The organism is Pseudoalteromonas piscicida, from assembly GCF_002208135.1.
Lineage (GTDB): Bacteria > Pseudomonadota > Gammaproteobacteria > Enterobacterales > Alteromonadaceae > Pseudoalteromonas > Pseudoalteromonas piscicida_A.
The window spans coordinates 324465-340376 of sequence record NZ_CP021647.1 but is presented as its reverse complement, the minus strand read 5'-3'; the positions used below and the strand labels follow the sequence as shown (position 1 = coordinate 340376).

The following is a 15912-nucleotide window of genomic DNA, read 5'->3' as shown; positions in this document are numbered from 1 at the left end:
ATGAATCGTCACGACTATCTTGCATCTTACTTTAATGAGCGTGAAGGCATTCACGTAAGCAATGAGTGCAGTAAATTTGACAAAATGAGACTCAGTCCATTTCGGTTCTTCCGTGGTAGTGCCGCGCTTATGTATAAGGACTTACTGGAGCAACAACTGCAGTTACCTGAAGCGGCCACCAGCCTGCCACTCACCTACGTAATGGGCGATTGTCATACGGGCAATTTTGGCTTTCATAGTGAAGAAGGCAGCCACGGCGATACCTTAATCTTTGAACCTAATGACTTCGATGATGCCTGCGTCGGACACGCAGTGTGGGACCTGTTTCGCTTTTTAGTGAGTTTACCGCTTACCCAACTAGAAGGTGGGCGTATTCAAGAGCAAGCTCAGGATATTAAAGACCGAAGTAAACCTCTGGTCAGTAAAGAGCTGGTTGCCCAAGCACAATTGGACTTTTTACACAGCTATCTAAAAGCTTGTCAGTTGTCGCTAGAACATAAGGTCGATAGCAACACTGGCTTAACCGAGTTTGATAATAACCATATATTGCATAAACGATGGCAAAAAGGGTTACAAAGAATGTCGGGTGGTGCCGCGTTTACGATAAAAAGCACGCTCGCAAAGGAAATCGACCTCAGCATTAAGCCGCTACGTTTTCGCGAAGACAAACTGAAGTTTAAGCAACTTGACCCCGATTTAAAAGAAAACCTTATTCATCACTTTGCGCCCTATGTTGATGACGAAGTTTTAGATTGTGTTGAGCGTATAGACCAAGGCACAGGCTCACTGCATCTAAGCAGATATTACTTGTTGGTTGGCCCAAACGTACAAAAGCCCACTAAAGATATTTTGCCGCTATGCCACATTGTTGAGGTAAAACAACAACAGCTCGCTTCGCCTCTTGCTTACTTTGCAAATCTAAGCCCAGTGAATCGCTTAGATCCCGCACACTTAACCGTCAACAGTCAAAGAAAAATGCAGCGCCGTACCGATCTCATTTTAGATAATGCACTGTGGCAAGGCAGTCACTGGCTGGTACGCTCGCGCCATCATGCTCGCGTTGGTATAGACCCAGAAGACATCACCATTGGTAAACGTGCAGCGACTAAGTCGGGCTTTAGCCAATATGCAGAAGCTTGCGGTGAAGCCCTTGCCCTTTCACATATGCGAGCAGATAGACGATCCTTACAATTTCAAGAGGATGCCGTAGCCATTTTACCTAGTCTCATTGATGAATTGGTCAAATCGGCCAATCATTACAGCGAGCAAGTCGTAGCCGATTGGCGTTGGTTTTGCGAGCAATGCCAGAGCTAAGCGGTTGCGTACTCAACTTGCTTTTGCTTTGGCATGTCTACAATGAGGCCATCCTCTGCGATGATGAGTGCATTGCTAAAGTGCAACTTAGCCTCTTCAATAAGAGGCTGCAGCATGCCCTCGCCATGATAGCGCACGCTAAAATGAGTGAGCGCGAGCATGGGCACTTGATGTAATTGTGCAAATTGAGCGATGCGCTTGGCATCGCTATGCCCTGTATGAAAGCCCACTTTATGAAGATCTGCAGCGGTAAAGGTAGCTTCATGAACAAGCAAATCGACCCCTTTTATCATCTGCGATAGCAAGCCGGGCTTTTCGTTATCACCACAAACTATTGCAACACGAGGTTGCCAACTATAAAAACTGTAGTCATCCGAGGTCAAAAGTCGGCCTTGGTATTCCACATCTTGGCCCTTTTGCAACAGGTTGTAGTGGCCGCCAGACGCAATGCCATCTTGCTGAAGTTTGTCTATTTTCAACTTGCGAGGAATGCACTTTTCCGTGAGTTTATAGCCAACACTGGGCACTCTGTGTTGTAGCGCTATGATGTCGATGTCGCAACATTCAAGTTGTAACTTAGCGTTTATTTCTTCAAGGGCAATGGTAATTAGGTCAAAACTCAGCCTCACCTCTGTCAGTGTAAAACAGCTTTGCACAAACTGAATAACAGCCCTCGGCGCAATTAATTTTAGCGGCGCTTTGCGAGAGTTTAACGCCATGGATGAAACGAGTCCGGGTAATCCATAGCAATGATCCCCATGAAGGTGAGTAATACAAATTGCTTCGAGATGATATAGGGTTAACTCACTGTGTAGCAGCGCATGCTGGGTCGCTTCGGCGCAGTCAATTAGTACCCAGGCTTTGGTATTTTCAAAGCTTACTGCCGCTGCCGACATATTACGTTGCTTAGATGGGCTACCTGAAGAAGTGCCAAGAAAATGTACTTTCACGCCAAAACCGTTTACTTTTTAAGTGTGTATGCCATTGTAACGAATAAATAATGTAATAGCGAAGCGCCAGTGCTCGCCTTGCAACGTAATCTCTAAGGAGAAGATGATGAATTTGATACCTTCGGACAGCATGATCTTGGTAATTGATATCCAAGAAAAATTTCGCTCTCATATTGAAGTATTTGGCGATGTCGAGCGCCAAGTAAATACTTTGCTACAAGCCGCAGAACATTTGTCTATTCCTGCATTAATCTTTGAGCAATATCCAAAAGGGCTCGGTCACACTGCGCCAAGTTTACTTGATTTCAATCTACCGGTTATCGAAAAAACCGCGTTTAGCGCTTATCACGTTGAAGCATGCAAACAAGCTGTTCAAGAATATAAACGTGACACCATCGTCGTGGTTGGCCTCGAAAGTCATATCTGTGTACAACAAACCGTCAACGACCTGCTTGCGGATAATTTTAACGTTGTGATAGTTGCCGATGGTATTTGCTCACGTAATCCAAAGCACACTGATTGGGCCTTAATGCAAATGCAGGCAGATGGCGCACGCTTTTTGGCTTTAGAGTCTATTTTATTTCAGTGGCTAAAATCGGCCAAGAATGAGCAATTTAAGGCAATTTCAGCGTTAGTTAAGTGATCGGCTATCACAGTGAAAGCGTATTCCAAGTATCGAGGTGAACAATGAAAAATGAATTAGATAGCAAGTTATTGTTAACGGTGTTCGAGCACATCCAAAAGCACGGTGAAGTAACCGAAGAAGGCAAACGCTATGAGGGCATAGTGGCCTATTCAGATCCAGATGGCTACACCATATACCTGCAAGGCAGTGGCGTGTTGCTGCGCTCAGGGTTTCACAATACTTATCACTTGGACTATGAACACGATAAGCACAAAGACGATTTTATCAAGAAGCTAGATTACATTTTTAAAGAGGCGAATGAGTAGCTTATATCCAAATACCAACCGAGGACGTCGCGTTAGACGTCCCCGCCCCGAAAGCAAACAAACCCGCGCATACGTAAACAAGGTAGTCGAAGCGCTTAGGGAAAATCCTAACAAACTTCAGATAATCAAACATAATTGTGATGAATTTCGCCAGCAACGCTTTTTAAAACGTGGCTTTTTGGTCGCCATTGAACGCTTTGATTGGGTGTTTGCGGTAGACGATGATGTAGAGCGAGTTTGCCAGCAGATCCTCGCCGACGACTACATAGGCAAACGCCTACGCCGTTACCCTTTATTGTTTAAGGGTGTGTTAGATGATTAATCTCGTTTGGCTCAAGCGTGACTTAAGAGTGTTCGACCATAGACCACTTTACGAAGCGTGTAATAATGGCAGACCAACCCTGATCTTGTATGTTGTTGAGCCCGAATATTGGCAACTCCCCGATACCAGCGAAAGACAATTTCAATTTGTGAAGGAGTCGCTGCTAAGTCTTGCTGAGCAGGTGCAGCTTTTAGGTGGCACGCTGACGGTTCGTCAGGGCGATATCATTGAAATACTTGAAAAGATCCATCAGCACATCGCGGTCGCAACCCTTTATTGCCATCAAGAAACGGGGAATACATGGACATTTGAGCGCGATTTGCGTGTTATTGCTTGGTGCAAAGAAAGACACGTGTCATATGAAGAATATCGCCAGCAAGCCGTATTTAGGGGAAAAGTTAATCGTGATAAGTGGCATCAGCAAGCCGAAGACTGGTTGCAAAGCGACTGTCTACCAACCCCTTCTAAAATCAATCCTCTGCTGCAACAGCATAGTGGCATTGCACTTTTAAATGACTACCCAGGGAATGACAGCAACTCAGCCCCAAAGCCACAATTAGGTGGACTCAAAGCCGCGCAGCAAACCCTGAATAGCTTTTTTAACCATAGGATAGACAACTACCTATTTGGTATCTCAAGCCCGGTAAAAGCTGTAAACAGTAGCTCCAGACTCAGCCCGTATTTGGCCTATGGCGTGCTAAGCCTCAGGGATGTTTTGCAACAAACTCTTGCATTAAATGTTGACTCAAAACGTAATAAGAACGGTTTTTTATCAAGGCTTTACTGGCATAGCCATTTTGTGCAAAAGCTCGAATCAGAGCCGCTTTATGCAGAGCGTGCTGTGCATGCATCCTTAATTGATATGCGGGCTAGTGAATTTAATCCACAACGTTATGAACTTTGGGCTCACGGCAACACGGGCGTTCCCTTTATTGATGCCTGTATGCGAATGCTGATCACCACAGGCTGGATAAATTTTCGCATGCGCGCCATGTTGATGGCGTTTTCGAGCTATCACCTATGGCTTGATTGGCAACAACCAGCCGCAAGACTCGCCACTCTTTTTGTCGATTATGAACCTGGGATCCACTATCCTCAGGTACAAATGCAGTCAGGCACTACTGGGATAAATCCGTTTCGTATCTATAACCCCATAACTCAGGGGCAAAAATATGATCCTGAAGGCCAATTCATTCGCCGCTACATTCCTGAGCTTGATCATGTTCCTACGCATTACTTGCATACACCTTGGCTTTATACTGGTTTAAAAGAAGACCAATATCAGCGCCCTGCCATATTACCCGATGACGCAGCAAAAATTGCCCGTGAAAAAATCTCTACGTTTTATAAACAGCATCTAGATAAAGATGAAACAGGCAGAGTGCGTCACACTCACGCTTCAAGACGTCGTTCATGGCGTGGGCGCAAAAAACAAGCAAGTTCTGATAAAAATCAGCTTAAGCTATTCTAACTGATCCGTTTTTGCACAATATTCCGCCTTTCACCCTAAAAAGAGGACAAATAGCCGCTTAAGCATGACCTCATATAAAAAAAATGCTAAGGTTGCGCCATTTTTTGGAACTGAGAATTTAGCTATGTCAAATGCTGTAGAGACGCAAGCTGATAGTCAGGACCAACAGGGGCAAAAAGGGGATTATTTAATCGCTTCTTGGCAACTGTTGAGTTCTTAGGGAATATGCTTCCCCACCCTATTACTTTGTTTGCAATGTTTTGTATCGCCATCGTGGTATTTAGTGGTATTGCCGATTGGATGGGGTTATCTGCCATCGATCCTCAATTAGAAGGCTCCGCTGGTCGCGATCCCGACGGTGTCATTGAAGTCGTAAGCTTGATGAGTGCTGAGGGCTTGCGATGGATAGTTACCCATCTTGTCACTAACTTTACTGGCTTTGCACCACTTGGCACCGTACTTGTGGCACTACTTGGGGTTAGCGTTGCTGAACACTCAGGTCTGCTATCTTCAGCAATGCGTGGCATGGTTATGGGCGCTTCAAAACGTCTTGTAACATTTATGATTGTATTTGCCGCTATCTTATCGAACACCGCTTCAGAACTCGGCTACGTTGTACTTATTCCGCTCGCCGCAATGATTTTCCATAGCCTTGGTAGACACCCTCTTGCTGGTTTAGCAGCCGCATTTGCAGGCGTATCTGGTGGCTACAGCGCAAACCTATTGCTTGGCACCATCGATCCACTATTAGCTGGTATTACCACGCCTGCAGCGCAGATGATAGACCCAACATACCAAGTTGGCCCAGAAGCAAACTGGTACTTCATGATAGTCTCTGTATTCCTAATTGCCATTTTAGGCACAATAGTTACTGAGAAAATCGTAGAGCCACGTTTAGGAAAATATGACCCGAAGGAGGCCAGTGTTGATTTAAGCGAAAACAATATAGAAAAGCTTTCTGCAAAAGAAAAGTCAGGTCTTAGATGGGCTGGTTTATCGCTACTCGTAGTGAGTATTCTACTTGCATTAACCATAGTACCTGAAGATGGTATTTTACGTCATCCTGAAACAGGCGAAGTGGCAGGCTCACCATTTCTAAAAGGGATCGTGGTATTTATCTTTGTAACTTTTGCAATTCCCGGTTTCGTGTATGGCCGCGTAGTTGGCACCATGAAAAATGACCGCGATGTTATTGATGCAATGAGTAAAAGCATGAGCTCTATGGGCATGTATATCGTGTTGGTATTCTTTGCCGCCCAATTTGTTGCCTTCTTTAAATGGACAAACCTAGGTACCATCCTTGCCATTAATGGCGCAGCACTATTACAGGCGCTAAACCTAACTGGCCCTGAAGTATTCGTACTGTTTATATTCATGTGTGCACTCGTGAACCTAAGCCTTGGTTCATCATCAGCTCAATGGGCTGTCACGGCACCGATATTTGTTCCAATGCTGATGCTTATCGGCTATGCGCCAGAAACCATACAAGCAGCGTACCGAATTGGAGATTCAGTTACTAACCTTATCACTCCGATGATGAGTTACTTTGGTTTGATATTAGCGGTTGCGACTAAATACAAAAAAGACATGGGTATAGGTACTCTAGTGGCCACGATGTTGCCGTACAGCATGTTCTTCTTTATCGGCTGGGTTGCACTATTCTACGTGTGGGTATTTGGCTTTGGTCTACCTGTTGGACCTAACTCTCCTATCTACTACAATCCGTAGCTAATACTTTAAAATTATCTAAATGCCAGCATTTGCTGGCATTTTTATTTGTGAAAACCTCAACCCTCACCTAAGGTTGAATAGGAGACAGCGAAGAAGGAGCCGATTTTGGATACCAATAACGTTGCACTTATTACATTGGTATTAAACTAACTTCACGTGATCACTGTTATTTTATGCCCTGTTCCTGAGTGATACACGTGACCTAACATTAGGTGAATTATGTATACACTCTTTTACTATCCACAAAGTGCGAGCCTTGCGCCTCATATTTTATTAGAGCTCATCGGTGAGCCTTATCAACTTGAACTGGTGGATATCAAAAAAAATGGCAACCGCAGTGCACAATACTTAAAACTAAGCCCTGCCGGACAAGTACCAGCCCTCGTTGACGACGACTTTACCTTATTTGAAAGCGCTGCAATTTCTCAGTACCTTGCTGAAAAGCACATCGACAAGCAGCTTATCCCAACTGAACTAAAACTAAAATCACAGTGCCTGCAATGGATGCATTTTATGAGCGCTTCTATTCACAGCGACTTATTGATGTACACCTACCCAGAACGACACACCCAAAGTGCTTTGATGTATGACGACCTTATCCGCTCGCAGCAAGGCCGACTAGAACAAGGGTTTGGTATTATTGATACCTTACTTGCAGACAATCATTATCTGTTTGCAAATCAATTTACGCTATGCGACAGCTATTTATTTATGCTTTGTGAGCGTGCGAAGACATTTTTAGAAAAAACGCCTTCGCTTAAGAATTTACGCCGCTATTATCGCCAAATTGCGGCAACACCAGCTATTAGCAAAGCCTTAGAAATGGCTGAGTTTTAGCCTGAACGATTAACGTTAATAAGTACAATACCGGTCAGCACAGCAATCACGCCCACGACTTTTTGCAGGTTAATAGGCGTATAAGGTACACCAAAGAGACCAAGCTGACCGATCGCCATGGCAACCACCATTTGACCACACAAGTAATAAGCCATTAGATTACCTATACCCATTTTAGGAATTAAAAAATAACAGAGTCCCACCCCAGTTGCACTTAACACCCCACCCAAACACCACAAGTACCAAGGCACCGCTTTTAGCTCTGAGGTGGCTGGCAGCACGTTATCAGATACCCGAAAGGCAATAAAGGCATATAATGCGCTGACGGTAAACGCCACTCCTGCAGCCAGTAGCGGACTTTTTAATAAGCCGCCAAGTTGTGCATTCATGCTTGCCTGCACCGCAATTGCACCACCTGCGAAAACGGCTAATATGGCAAAAATCATCGTCACACCTCAATATGCAGCAAGTCTCTAGACTTCCTTACTTTGCTTGTATTCGCGTTCACATCCGTACTGTCACGAATGCCAATTGGCGCAATTAATACCGTGCGTAAGTTTAAGGATGAAAGACCCAACACGCCATCGAAGGCAACCTTATCGATGCCGGTCATCGGGCAAACATCAATTTCCATACTGGCGGCTACCAGCAGTAATGTACCGAGGGCCAAGTGAGCCTGCTCAGAACACCAGCTATATTGAGACGCACAGTCCATGGTGTGTAGCGCGTCTTTCATACCCAATTCCATCTGTGCATAGATAAGCTCATCAAGGTTTCGATTCGCCTGAAAGTCTTGAATGTAGCGCTCTACTTGGCTATCTAAAGGTGACATATCCGCAGCAAAAACCAATAGATGGCTATTTTCAAGCACTTTTTGTTGTCCATACGAATGCGGTAGTAATGCTTTTTTTATCGATTGCTTGGATATTTGAATAATCTTATAAGGCTGTAAGCCAAATGCTGAAGCACTCAACCCCGTCAGTTCGATTAACTTATCGACTTTGTCCTGCGCAATGGTTTGCTCAGAAAATTTGCGAACGGCGTAGCGCCAATTCAATAACGATTCTAGTTGTGACGTATTCATAAGTTGCTCTCCATTATGTGTGAGGCAACTTTAACAAGGTGGAGAGCTTGGCTCATTTACCTATGTAAACGAACCCGAATTTTTTAACGATTTTCTTATTCGGCTTAACTGTGTAGGAGTGATCCCAAGGTGTGACGCTAAATGGTATTGCGGCACACGCTCAGCAAGTTCTGGCTGCTCTTTTAAAAATGCGAGATAGCGCTCCGTGGCATCTAACTGCACCATATAAAGCTCTCGCTTATCCTTTTCTAACAACCAGTTCTTTTCAAGATACTGTATTTGAAATCGCATTAATTCCGGATTATCCATTAATAGTGCTCTAAACTGTTTAAAATTGATTAGGACTACCTGTGATGTTTCAAGCGCTTGGATCCCTTGATTGGCAGGCTCTTGGCGATGTAGCGCACGCATTACACCAGGAAATTCCCCCGCCACAAAAAAACGCTTATTGTATTCCTGCCCAGCAGCATTGGTGTTTACTAATCTAACTAACCCTTGATGTAAAAATGCAAAAGTAGTCAGATACTCTCCTTCTTTGTAAAGCCACTCATTTTTCACAAGTAGTTTGATGCTCGTGATCGCAGCAATAGCGGACCAGGTTTCTTGAGAAAGTGGATAATAGGCGTCTACCGCTTGTTTTAATCTTGTTAGTGCATCCATGAGTTCTAGCTTTATGATATTATTCGGATTAACTATTCCTATTTGCAGTGTCTATGTCAATCTCTAGCCATTACCAAGCACAAATTGAATGTGGAAATCTTACTCCTGACGCAGCGCAGCAAGCTGCAATTTCAGCCTTAGATGCCCTTTCTCATTCGCTCGCTAGTGGTCACTCGAATAAAGGCATATACTTTTATGGCCCTGTCGGGCGTGGCAAGACAATGCTGATGGATTGGTTTTATGAATTCACTGACGTCACAGACAAAACTCGCCTACACTTTCATCACTTTATGCAACAGGTGCATAAAGAGCTCAATCAAATTCAAGGTGTGAGAGATCCTTTAAAGCGCATCGCCCAAAATTGGGCAGAGCAAACATCGTTATTGTGTTTTGATGAATTTTTTGTCACCGATATTGGCGATGCCATTATTATGGCGAGATTGTTTGAAGCCCTTTTTGAAGATGGCGTGACCTTAGTTGCAACCTCCAATTGCCACCCAACCGAGTTATACAAAGATGGACTACATAGAGACCGTTTTGAGCCAACAATTGCGCTGCTTATAAGTCACTGCGATGTCATATCTGTATGTGGTGAGACGGACCATCGATTTAGCAAAGGTACAACGGCAAACCACTACTTCGTCAACGATAAACAAGCGTTTTGGAACGCCTTTACTAATGTAGGTGGCATATTCAAACCGGGCATCCTTGAAATTAATCATCGTCTAATTAAAGTGCTTGGCGCAAATGAAAGTGTAGCATGTTTTGATTTTATGGAGATCTGCTCAAGCCCTCGCGCAATCAATGACTATATTGAGCTTGCAGAGCAATTTAGCTGTATTTTCATCTCAGAGTTACCGCTACTGGGTGTCACCCCTGAAAACAGAGATGTAGCACAAGGGACAGAGGAAGGCTATATCCGCCCAAGTGATACAACACAAACCAGAATTGGTGATGATGAGGCCAGACGCCTGATTGCGCTTATCGATGAATGTTACGAAGCCAAAGTACTGGTTGCTTTTTTGGCCGCTGCGCCCATATCGCAAATCTACCAAGGTGAGCAACTGGCATTTGCTTTCGCTCGCTGCATTAGTCGAGTGACAGAAATGCAAAGTTGGTCTCTTTAAGCTTAAGCTTGCTAGCCGTTATGGTGCGTGTTGTAGCTCAGCGCGACTCTACTGCATATAATCTGACGGTCGCATTGTGCTATGAGCGGACGGTGGTAAAGCCGCATTAAGCGGAAATGACAGTTGGCTTAAATGTTTAATGAACGAACAAAGCCAACTATTTTTTGTCTGCCCTTTTAATTTGCTTTCTTAACTAGCTATTAGCGATTTACTGTAATTTACTTAAAAAGGGTTTCTACTCAGGGTGAGTAGCTGGCTTTGTTTTGTTTTGTTTAAAAATAAATGGACTGCTTGAGTAGCGTCTCGTAGTCCATCTTTACATGACAAAAAATCAAAATGTAAATATCAAAATTATTGTCAGTTTGGCATATCTCATACACAAACCGATAGTCACCCTTAACTATTTCTCTGTATTCAGGAACGTCGAAGTATTGGCACGCTTTACCGCATTCAGGAAACGTTTTCAACTGAGTTTGAAAGTCTGTTATTGTCGACTTTATTTTGTCCCTCGCTATCTGTTCACACTCATTATGAGCGCGCCATTTGATTGCGTCTTTAATTTGGAATTGTGCGTTTTCAGTAATTTTAAAATTTACATTCTTCATAATCTACATGTTTTATATTGAACTTAAAAAGTCATCTAGCGGCGCGGTCTTACCTGCTTCGATGTCTTTTCGCGATTGTAATAGTAGCGTCATGAATGCCATCTTTTCTTGCTGATGCTGGTAAGCCTCATGTGTTTGCACCACTAATGACTCTTTGCCATTTTGTGTTACAAACAACGGACTAAAACCAAGTTCATCGGGCAAGTTTGCCGCATTGGCCTTCATTTGGCTTATGGTTGCTAGTTTCATCTATCCAAATCCCAAGTTGCTCATAAATGTACGTTGTATTTCCTAATAATATCGGTCTATATTTAGACCGCGAACTAAATATAGACCGATATGGTTTAGATTGCAACCTTCGAACCAAATTTAGACCGGTTATTTCATTCTGATATTTGCGCCTGTTCTAGTGTTTAATTTCAAGCTCAAGCGAAGAGGTGTAACCGGCACTGCTGAGTGAATGGGTAACTTGCACTAGTATCCAATTACTATTATCGACCTGTGACTTAAAGCCGCTTACTGTTATTGGTATTTCTGGGAAGAGTGTTGAGTTGCCTTCAGCTAGTATGAGGCTAAATGTGGCGATGCCGCGTTGAATACACTCCCACATGGCTTTGGCAGCTCAGGTGGCCGTAATTTAACCCAGACACCCATCACTAATTTGCACCTTCCAAAGATCCCCCTTAAGCTTTTGTTCTGCACTCAAAGGATTGAGGAAACCAAACTATGGCAACTGCCCTTAAAAGACAAATCAGTTTAACCGACACCAAATACTACCACTGTATCTCCCGTTGCGTAAGGCGCGCATTTTTATGCGGTGAAGATAAGTTTACTGGCAAATCATACGAACACCGACGGGATTGGGTTGAAGAAAAGCTCCTAATGTTGGCAACCGTATTTTGCATCGATGTCTGTGCTTATGCTGTGATGAGTAATCACACCCACATTGTTTTATATGTTGATGATAGAAAGGCTAAGCGCCTGTCTGATAAAGCAGTTGTGATACGATGGCACAAGCTATTTAAAGGCAATTGGATAAGCCAAAAATTTATCGAAGGTGAGCCACTCAGTGAATCGGAGCAATTTATACTCAATGAGCTGGTTGATAAGTACAAAGAAAGACTGGCAGATATTAGCTGGTTTATGCGAGTACTCAACGAAGACATCGCCCGCAGAGCAAATAAAGAAGATAACTGTACAGGTCGGTTTTGGGAAGGACGATTTAAATCCCAAGCGCTGCTGGACGAGGCGGCATTGGCTGCTTGTCTCGTTTACGTAGACCTAAACCCCATTAGAGCCAAAATCGCAGCAACGCCTGAGACCTCAGACTACACCAGCATCAAAAAACGCATTGACCATACGAAATTAGGTAAACAACCAAAAAGCCTACTACGCTTTGCTGGCAGCCCACGAAAACATATGTCTAAAGGCCTGCCTTTTGAACTCAAGTCCTATATTGAGTTGGTTGAACTCACAGGCCAATGTATTCGCGCCGATAAACGCGGGTATATCAATGAAGCACAACCCATTCTTACTCGATTAAATATAGAGCCTGAGAACTGGATAAAACTCACCACACAATTTTCTCGGGTATTCCATGGTGCAGTTGGTCGAGAGCGAACAATAACCGCTTACTGTGAAACACTGCAAAAACGACGACGGACAAACCTAACAAACTGCGAGCGCTTGCTGACTTAGCAAGACGAACACGATTAACTCGAAAATCCATAACTGTTGTATTTACAGATCTCTGTGGTGCCTAGCGAACAGGCTTTGATGTAAAGTAGCACCAAAAGGTCCAAATCAACGTGCTTCTATATGCGTTATGCGCCCGTTGTTACATCGTTTACAAACAGCAAACTGTTCTAGCTATGTTCAAAATAGCAATGGGTGTCAGCGTTGTTGCATTAGCTGATATTTTTTAGTATTAACTAGTTCCTTTTCCTTCACCTACCTCAAAGTATACTTTTTCCCCAGCTGTAAATATTACTGTGATTTGGTGAATTCCTTCCCCTATTGATACAGTTTTACTTTGACCATTTGAGATTTGGCATCCATAGTTGTGTACATTTTTGATATGATCTATTAGTTCCTCACCTTCTCCATTCGCTTGATCTCCAATCCAATTACCTTGGCTCAAACTTACCCCTGCGTAATAATCCCCACCGGGCTTTTTTTTAAGATAGCAAGCAACTGACAGTTGATCACCATACTTATCTTCATCAATATCGAATACCGCGAGCGACTCGCCACCAATTCCATCTCCTTTCAAATTAAAAACACAAGAAAGGCTCTCTTGGTCAGCTTTAGACGCATTAACTATCAGAGCAGCTTCTAGAGGAGTTTTTCCATCTTCTATTAATTTCTCCAATGTTGGTCCAGCAGATTTTACACTACTTGGTGTTTCTCCCCAGTGGCCATGAACTGGCAGATTGCAGTTGTTCCTGGGTGAAAAAGACCATTGTGTTCTATTAATAAATACACCTGTCGGTTCCCCACTAACTGACGATGCTGCACTTTCAGCGATACCTTTTGCAGCCTCAGTTGCTGAAGCTATAATTGCTGCGATAATAGCAGGATTAACTGTTTTAGTATTTTCAGAGTTCATAACAATCCTTTGGATAAGTTAGTATATAAGTCAGCTCATTGATGATGTTTAGTCATCCCTTTTCCCGACTCATTTTAGGCTGTTATAACTGGCAAATACATTACAACACATTACGACTACTTTCTTAATAAAGAGCGTTAACATCCAAATTGAGCCGCTTTGCAAACTAAATATTATTTATGTTTAAATCAGCCGAAGCCTTGTGCGCAGGTGAGTATTGTAGACAAAACAAGCTATTTAGCCCTATCATGCGTGTTCCTTTATAGATTACTTTCTTTTTTGGTCGATAGATCTGATCTTGAAACAGGCTTATAGTTCCCTAGTTTTTAAATTCTTATCCCGAGCCGGGGTTAAATTAAGGAAAATCATAATGAAAGTTCGATATGCACTGCTGCCACTCATGCTGGTTTCAAGTCTTTGCTCTGCAGAAGCACTGAGTAACAAGGTTAACGCTTACTTCGAGGCACAAAAAGCCGTTGAACACCAATATTCAAAAGAGTCTGATGTTACCCACCTACTGACGCTTTTAACGCCAGACGCCTCATTCGAGCATCCTCGCTTTAATGCCGTGTTGTCAAAAGAAGAATACAAAAAAGGCCTACTCAGTTATCTGGGCCAATATGGCAAATGTGATATCCAAATAACAAACATCATTGAAGGCCTTAATGCCGTGACCGTTGAGTATTTGCATCCTTGCGTTGATCAGCAAGGCAACAAGGATGAAAAAGAAAATAAGCAAAAGCTTATGACACTGTTTGAGTTTAACGGCGAAAAAATAAAGCGTATTCGCCACTATTTTTAAGTGGCATTAAATACCCAACAAATAGACCACATCGATTACCTCAGTGGTCTATTTACACATGTTGATTATCACTCACCCAGTAATTTAGTTAGCCGCTCTTTACGAGCAACAAAGACATCGTAGCCACCATCACCCTTCGATGACAATGCCAGCGCTTTGTTTACTTGCTCTAAAGATGCTTGGTATTGTTTGTCGGTTTCATAGCCATATGCTAAGCCGTTGTAGGCATCTGCATTATTTGGATAGCGTGAAACGCCAAACTTAAACAACTTAATTGCTTCTTTCACGTTACCCATGCTTACGTGGTAATAGCCAAGTTCTCTGATCACTGCTTCCTGTGGCTCAAAAACCTCGCCATATTGAGCAGACAGTTGTTGATAATACTTAGTTATAGAGCTCAATTCACCGGTATACGCTCGAGCAGGCATTTGGGTTGGCAAAAACAGCTTTTGATACGCGCTAAAAATACCAGCTGCAGACACAAGTCCATGAGGAACATTGTCGTAAGCCTCGCTGAAAAATCGCAAATCATGTGGTTGATTTTCTGCTAGAAAGCGCGCCATATCGTCATATCTTTCGCGCATCACGCCGCCTTCCTCACCAATTGTTATATATAGAAAGTTATCTAACTGCTTCGTTTTGGAAATAAACGCTTTAGTACTCTTTGCTGTCGCGCCAAAGTTCCACCATACCGCTGGACTATAAGCAATATGCGCTTGAAATAGCTCAGGCTTTGCCTGCAAAGCATAAAGAGCAAAAGTACCCGCTGCAGATGCACCGGCAATGACTTTAAAATCATGAGTGCGGTAGGTCTGGTTCACATAAGGAATAAGCTCAGTCTCGATAAACTCTAAAAACTTGGGTGCCCCGCCGCCGATATCCATAGGTCCAGCAGGTTCTTTATTCTTAGTTGGATAGAGATCTCTTAACCTGTCAGTATTTTCGATTGCAACAATGATAACTTCAGGTGCCGCAGAAACGTTTGCTTGTTGCAAACGCTCAAGCACTGCGGTCATCAACGGGAGATTGCCTTTACCATCAAGGCGATAAATAACAGGGTATTTTTTATTGGTGTTTGAGTGATAATTTTTGGGTAGTTGAATTGTAAAAGTTCTCTTTTCATCAAGCACTTTTGACATCAAGGTTTTTGTTTGTTGCTCATATCCTTGATTTGTCTTTCCTTCGGACTCTGCCATTGCTGAATCCGAAAAGAAAGCCGCTAAAGTCACAGCAAACAAACACTGAACTGCCTTACCAATTCTCATTATTATTATTCCATTTAGTTGATTTCACTAACAAAACTAGCATACTGGCTCAGGAATTGATAGCACCACAAGTCCCTCTTTTTGCTAGCTTACTTTCTAGATAATCAGTGCATACTCTTAAACAGAGAAATACAGCAATGCGGCAATCGCAAAGAAAACAACCCAATCATCACGCTGCTGCAACT

Annotated in this window: 20 protein-coding genes; 11 read left to right on the top strand and 9 right to left on the bottom strand. The window is 43.1% G+C overall.

The features are described from left to right. Window positions 1-1314, top strand: a complete 1314-nt coding sequence (locus B1L02_RS20050) for a DUF2252 family protein (RefSeq protein WP_088532549.1) — start codon at window positions 1-3, stop codon at window positions 1312-1314. Here the strand turns inward: B1L02_RS20050 and B1L02_RS20045 are convergent. Beyond that, entirely contained in the window at window positions 1311-2264 is a 954-nt protein-coding gene (locus tag B1L02_RS20045; RefSeq protein WP_187305603.1) for a ribonuclease Z, read from the bottom strand. The genes B1L02_RS20050 and B1L02_RS20045 overlap by 4 nt on opposite strands. Window positions 2265-2367: 103 nt before the next feature. On the opposite strand from B1L02_RS20045, the gene B1L02_RS20040 reads away from it, so the two are divergent. The 7 genes from B1L02_RS20040 (at window position 2368) to B1L02_RS20015 (ending at window position 7576) form a co-directional block, all read left to right on the top strand. Beyond that, window positions 2368-2907: an isochorismatase family protein gene (locus B1L02_RS20040; protein ID WP_223192193.1), complete on the top strand. Its 540-nt coding sequence runs from the start codon at window positions 2368-2370 to the stop codon at window positions 2905-2907. Between the two features lie 44 nt (window positions 2908-2951). Then, window positions 2952-3215 (top strand): DUF3081 family protein, encoded by a 264-nt coding sequence (locus B1L02_RS20035; RefSeq protein ID WP_088532546.1) that lies wholly within the window; start codon window positions 2952-2954, stop codon window positions 3213-3215. Further along, window positions 3208-3537: a hypothetical protein gene (locus tag B1L02_RS20030; protein ID WP_088532545.1), complete on the top strand. Its 330-nt coding sequence runs from the start codon at window positions 3208-3210 to the stop codon at window positions 3535-3537. Before B1L02_RS20035 ends, B1L02_RS20030 begins: the two co-directional genes overlap by 8 nt. After that, window positions 3530-5008, top strand: coding sequence for an FAD-binding domain-containing protein (locus tag B1L02_RS20025; RefSeq protein WP_088532544.1), 1479 nt, complete (start codon window positions 3530-3532; stop codon window positions 5006-5008). The genes B1L02_RS20030 and B1L02_RS20025 overlap by 8 nt, the downstream gene beginning before the upstream one ends. A 64-nt stretch (window positions 5009-5072) precedes the next feature. Further along, entirely contained in the window at window positions 5073-5228 is a 156-nt protein-coding gene (locus tag B1L02_RS25060; RefSeq protein ID WP_232003230.1) for a hypothetical protein, read from the top strand. Between the two features lie 5 nt (window positions 5229-5233). Continuing rightward, window positions 5234-6736, top strand: coding sequence for an AbgT family transporter (locus tag B1L02_RS20020; protein WP_117333163.1), 1503 nt, complete (start codon window positions 5234-5236; stop codon window positions 6734-6736). Window positions 6737-6958: 222 nt separating this feature from the next. Then, window positions 6959-7576 (top strand): glutathione S-transferase family protein, encoded by a 618-nt coding sequence (locus tag B1L02_RS20015; RefSeq protein WP_088532543.1) that lies wholly within the window; start codon window positions 6959-6961, stop codon window positions 7574-7576. On the opposite strand, the gene B1L02_RS20010 is transcribed toward B1L02_RS20015, so the two are convergent. Genes B1L02_RS20010 through B1L02_RS20000 form a run of 3 tightly spaced genes read right to left on the bottom strand, consistent with a single transcriptional unit; the run spans window position 7573 to window position 9320 of the window. Then, window positions 7573-8022, bottom strand: a complete 450-nt coding sequence (locus B1L02_RS20010; protein WP_088532542.1) for a DMT family transporter — start codon at window positions 8020-8022, stop codon at window positions 7573-7575. The genes B1L02_RS20015 and B1L02_RS20010 overlap by 4 nt on opposite strands. A gap of 2 nt (window positions 8023-8024) precedes the next feature. Further along, complete coding sequence (locus B1L02_RS20005; protein WP_088532541.1) at window positions 8025-8660, bottom strand: nitroreductase family protein; 636 nt, start codon at window positions 8658-8660, stop codon at window positions 8025-8027. Window positions 8661-8720: 60 nt separating this feature from the next. Next, window positions 8721-9320, bottom strand: a complete 600-nt coding sequence (locus tag B1L02_RS20000) for a Crp/Fnr family transcriptional regulator (RefSeq protein WP_088532540.1) — start codon at window positions 9318-9320, stop codon at window positions 8721-8723. A 53-nt stretch (window positions 9321-9373) separates the two neighbouring features. On the opposite strand from B1L02_RS20000, the gene zapE reads away from it, so the two are divergent. Next, a complete protein-coding gene (gene zapE / locus B1L02_RS19995) occupies window positions 9374-10447 on the top strand; it encodes a cell division protein ZapE (RefSeq protein WP_088532539.1) in 1074 nt (357 codons plus the stop codon). Window positions 10448-10719: 272 nt separating this feature from the next. On the opposite strand, the gene B1L02_RS19990 is transcribed toward zapE, so the two are convergent. From B1L02_RS19990 to B1L02_RS24740, 3 genes are all read right to left on the bottom strand, one after another. Continuing rightward, window positions 10720-11052: a type II toxin-antitoxin system RelE/ParE family toxin gene (locus B1L02_RS19990; RefSeq protein WP_088532538.1), complete on the bottom strand. Its 333-nt coding sequence runs from the start codon at window positions 11050-11052 to the stop codon at window positions 10720-10722. A gap of 12 nt (window positions 11053-11064) precedes the next feature. Beyond that, on the bottom strand, window positions 11065-11301 hold the full coding sequence (locus B1L02_RS19985) for a type II toxin-antitoxin system Phd/YefM family antitoxin (protein WP_088532537.1): 237 nt from the start codon (window positions 11299-11301) through the stop codon (window positions 11065-11067). Between the two features lie 157 nt (window positions 11302-11458). Then, window positions 11459-11662, bottom strand: coding sequence for a hypothetical protein (locus tag B1L02_RS24740; protein ID WP_088532536.1), 204 nt, complete (start codon window positions 11660-11662; stop codon window positions 11459-11461). A gap of 116 nt (window positions 11663-11778) precedes the next feature. On the opposite strand from B1L02_RS24740, the gene B1L02_RS19975 reads away from it, so the two are divergent. Beyond that, entirely contained in the window at window positions 11779-12750 is a 972-nt protein-coding gene (locus tag B1L02_RS19975) for a transposase (protein WP_088532535.1), read from the top strand. A 229-nt stretch (window positions 12751-12979) separates the two neighbouring features. On the opposite strand, the gene B1L02_RS19970 is transcribed toward B1L02_RS19975, so the two are convergent. Further along, window positions 12980-13660 (bottom strand): hypothetical protein, encoded by a 681-nt coding sequence (locus tag B1L02_RS19970; protein ID WP_088532534.1) that lies wholly within the window; start codon window positions 13658-13660, stop codon window positions 12980-12982. Window positions 13661-14030: 370 nt separating this feature from the next. On the opposite strand from B1L02_RS19970, the gene B1L02_RS19965 reads away from it, so the two are divergent. Further along, window positions 14031-14462 carry a nuclear transport factor 2 family protein gene (locus B1L02_RS19965; protein WP_088532533.1) on the top strand — a complete coding sequence of 144 codons (432 nt, stop codon included), beginning with the start codon at window positions 14031-14033 and terminating at the stop codon, window positions 14460-14462. Window positions 14463-14530: 68 nt separating this feature from the next. On the opposite strand, the gene B1L02_RS19960 is transcribed toward B1L02_RS19965, so the two are convergent. Beyond that, window positions 14531-15727 (bottom strand): alpha/beta hydrolase-fold protein, encoded by a 1197-nt coding sequence (locus B1L02_RS19960; RefSeq protein ID WP_088532532.1) that lies wholly within the window; start codon window positions 15725-15727, stop codon window positions 14531-14533. Between the last annotated feature and the right edge of the window lie 185 nt (window positions 15728-15912).

What these genes read in the sequence shown, in the direction of transcription:
- B1L02_RS20050 (WP_088532549.1), top strand. Translation starts at nt 1, where the DNA reads ATGAATCGTCACGACTATCTTGCATCTTACTTTAATGAGCGTGAAGGC.
- B1L02_RS20040 (WP_223192193.1), top strand. Translation starts at nt 2,368, where the DNA reads ATGATGAATTTGATACCTTCGGACAGCATGATCTTGGTAATTGATATC.
- B1L02_RS20035 (WP_088532546.1), top strand. Translation starts at nt 2,952, where the DNA reads ATGAAAAATGAATTAGATAGCAAGTTATTGTTAACGGTGTTCGAGCAC.
- B1L02_RS20030 (WP_088532545.1), top strand. Translation starts at nt 3,208, where the DNA reads ATGAGTAGCTTATATCCAAATACCAACCGAGGACGTCGCGTTAGACGT.
- B1L02_RS20025 (WP_088532544.1), top strand. Translation starts at nt 3,530, where the DNA reads ATGATTAATCTCGTTTGGCTCAAGCGTGACTTAAGAGTGTTCGACCAT.
- B1L02_RS25060 (WP_232003230.1), top strand. Translation starts at nt 5,073, where the DNA reads ATGACCTCATATAAAAAAAATGCTAAGGTTGCGCCATTTTTTGGAACT.
- B1L02_RS20020 (WP_117333163.1), top strand. Translation starts at nt 5,234, where the DNA reads ATGCTTCCCCACCCTATTACTTTGTTTGCAATGTTTTGTATCGCCATC.
- B1L02_RS20015 (WP_088532543.1), top strand. Translation starts at nt 6,959, where the DNA reads ATGTATACACTCTTTTACTATCCACAAAGTGCGAGCCTTGCGCCTCAT.
- B1L02_RS20010 (WP_088532542.1), bottom strand. Translation starts at nt 8,022, where the DNA reads ATGATTTTTGCCATATTAGCCGTTTTCGCAGGTGGTGCAATTGCGGTG.
- B1L02_RS20005 (WP_088532541.1), bottom strand. Translation starts at nt 8,660, where the DNA reads ATGAATACGTCACAACTAGAATCGTTATTGAATTGGCGCTACGCCGTT.
- B1L02_RS20000 (WP_088532540.1), bottom strand. Translation starts at nt 9,320, where the DNA reads ATGGATGCACTAACAAGATTAAAACAAGCGGTAGACGCCTATTATCCA.
- zapE (WP_088532539.1), top strand. Translation starts at nt 9,374, where the DNA reads ATGTCAATCTCTAGCCATTACCAAGCACAAATTGAATGTGGAAATCTT.
- B1L02_RS19990 (WP_088532538.1), bottom strand. Translation starts at nt 11,052, where the DNA reads ATGAAGAATGTAAATTTTAAAATTACTGAAAACGCACAATTCCAAATT.
- B1L02_RS19985 (WP_088532537.1), bottom strand. Translation starts at nt 11,301, where the DNA reads ATGAAACTAGCAACCATAAGCCAAATGAAGGCCAATGCGGCAAACTTG.
- B1L02_RS24740 (WP_088532536.1), bottom strand. Translation starts at nt 11,662, where the DNA reads ATGTGGGAGTGTATTCAACGCGGCATCGCCACATTTAGCCTCATACTA.
- B1L02_RS19975 (WP_088532535.1), top strand. Translation starts at nt 11,779, where the DNA reads ATGGCAACTGCCCTTAAAAGACAAATCAGTTTAACCGACACCAAATAC.
- B1L02_RS19970 (WP_088532534.1), bottom strand. Translation starts at nt 13,660, where the DNA reads ATGAACTCTGAAAATACTAAAACAGTTAATCCTGCTATTATCGCAGCA.
- B1L02_RS19965 (WP_088532533.1), top strand. Translation starts at nt 14,031, where the DNA reads ATGAAAGTTCGATATGCACTGCTGCCACTCATGCTGGTTTCAAGTCTT.
- B1L02_RS19960 (WP_088532532.1), bottom strand. Translation starts at nt 15,727, where the DNA reads ATGAGAATTGGTAAGGCAGTTCAGTGTTTGTTTGCTGTGACTTTAGCG.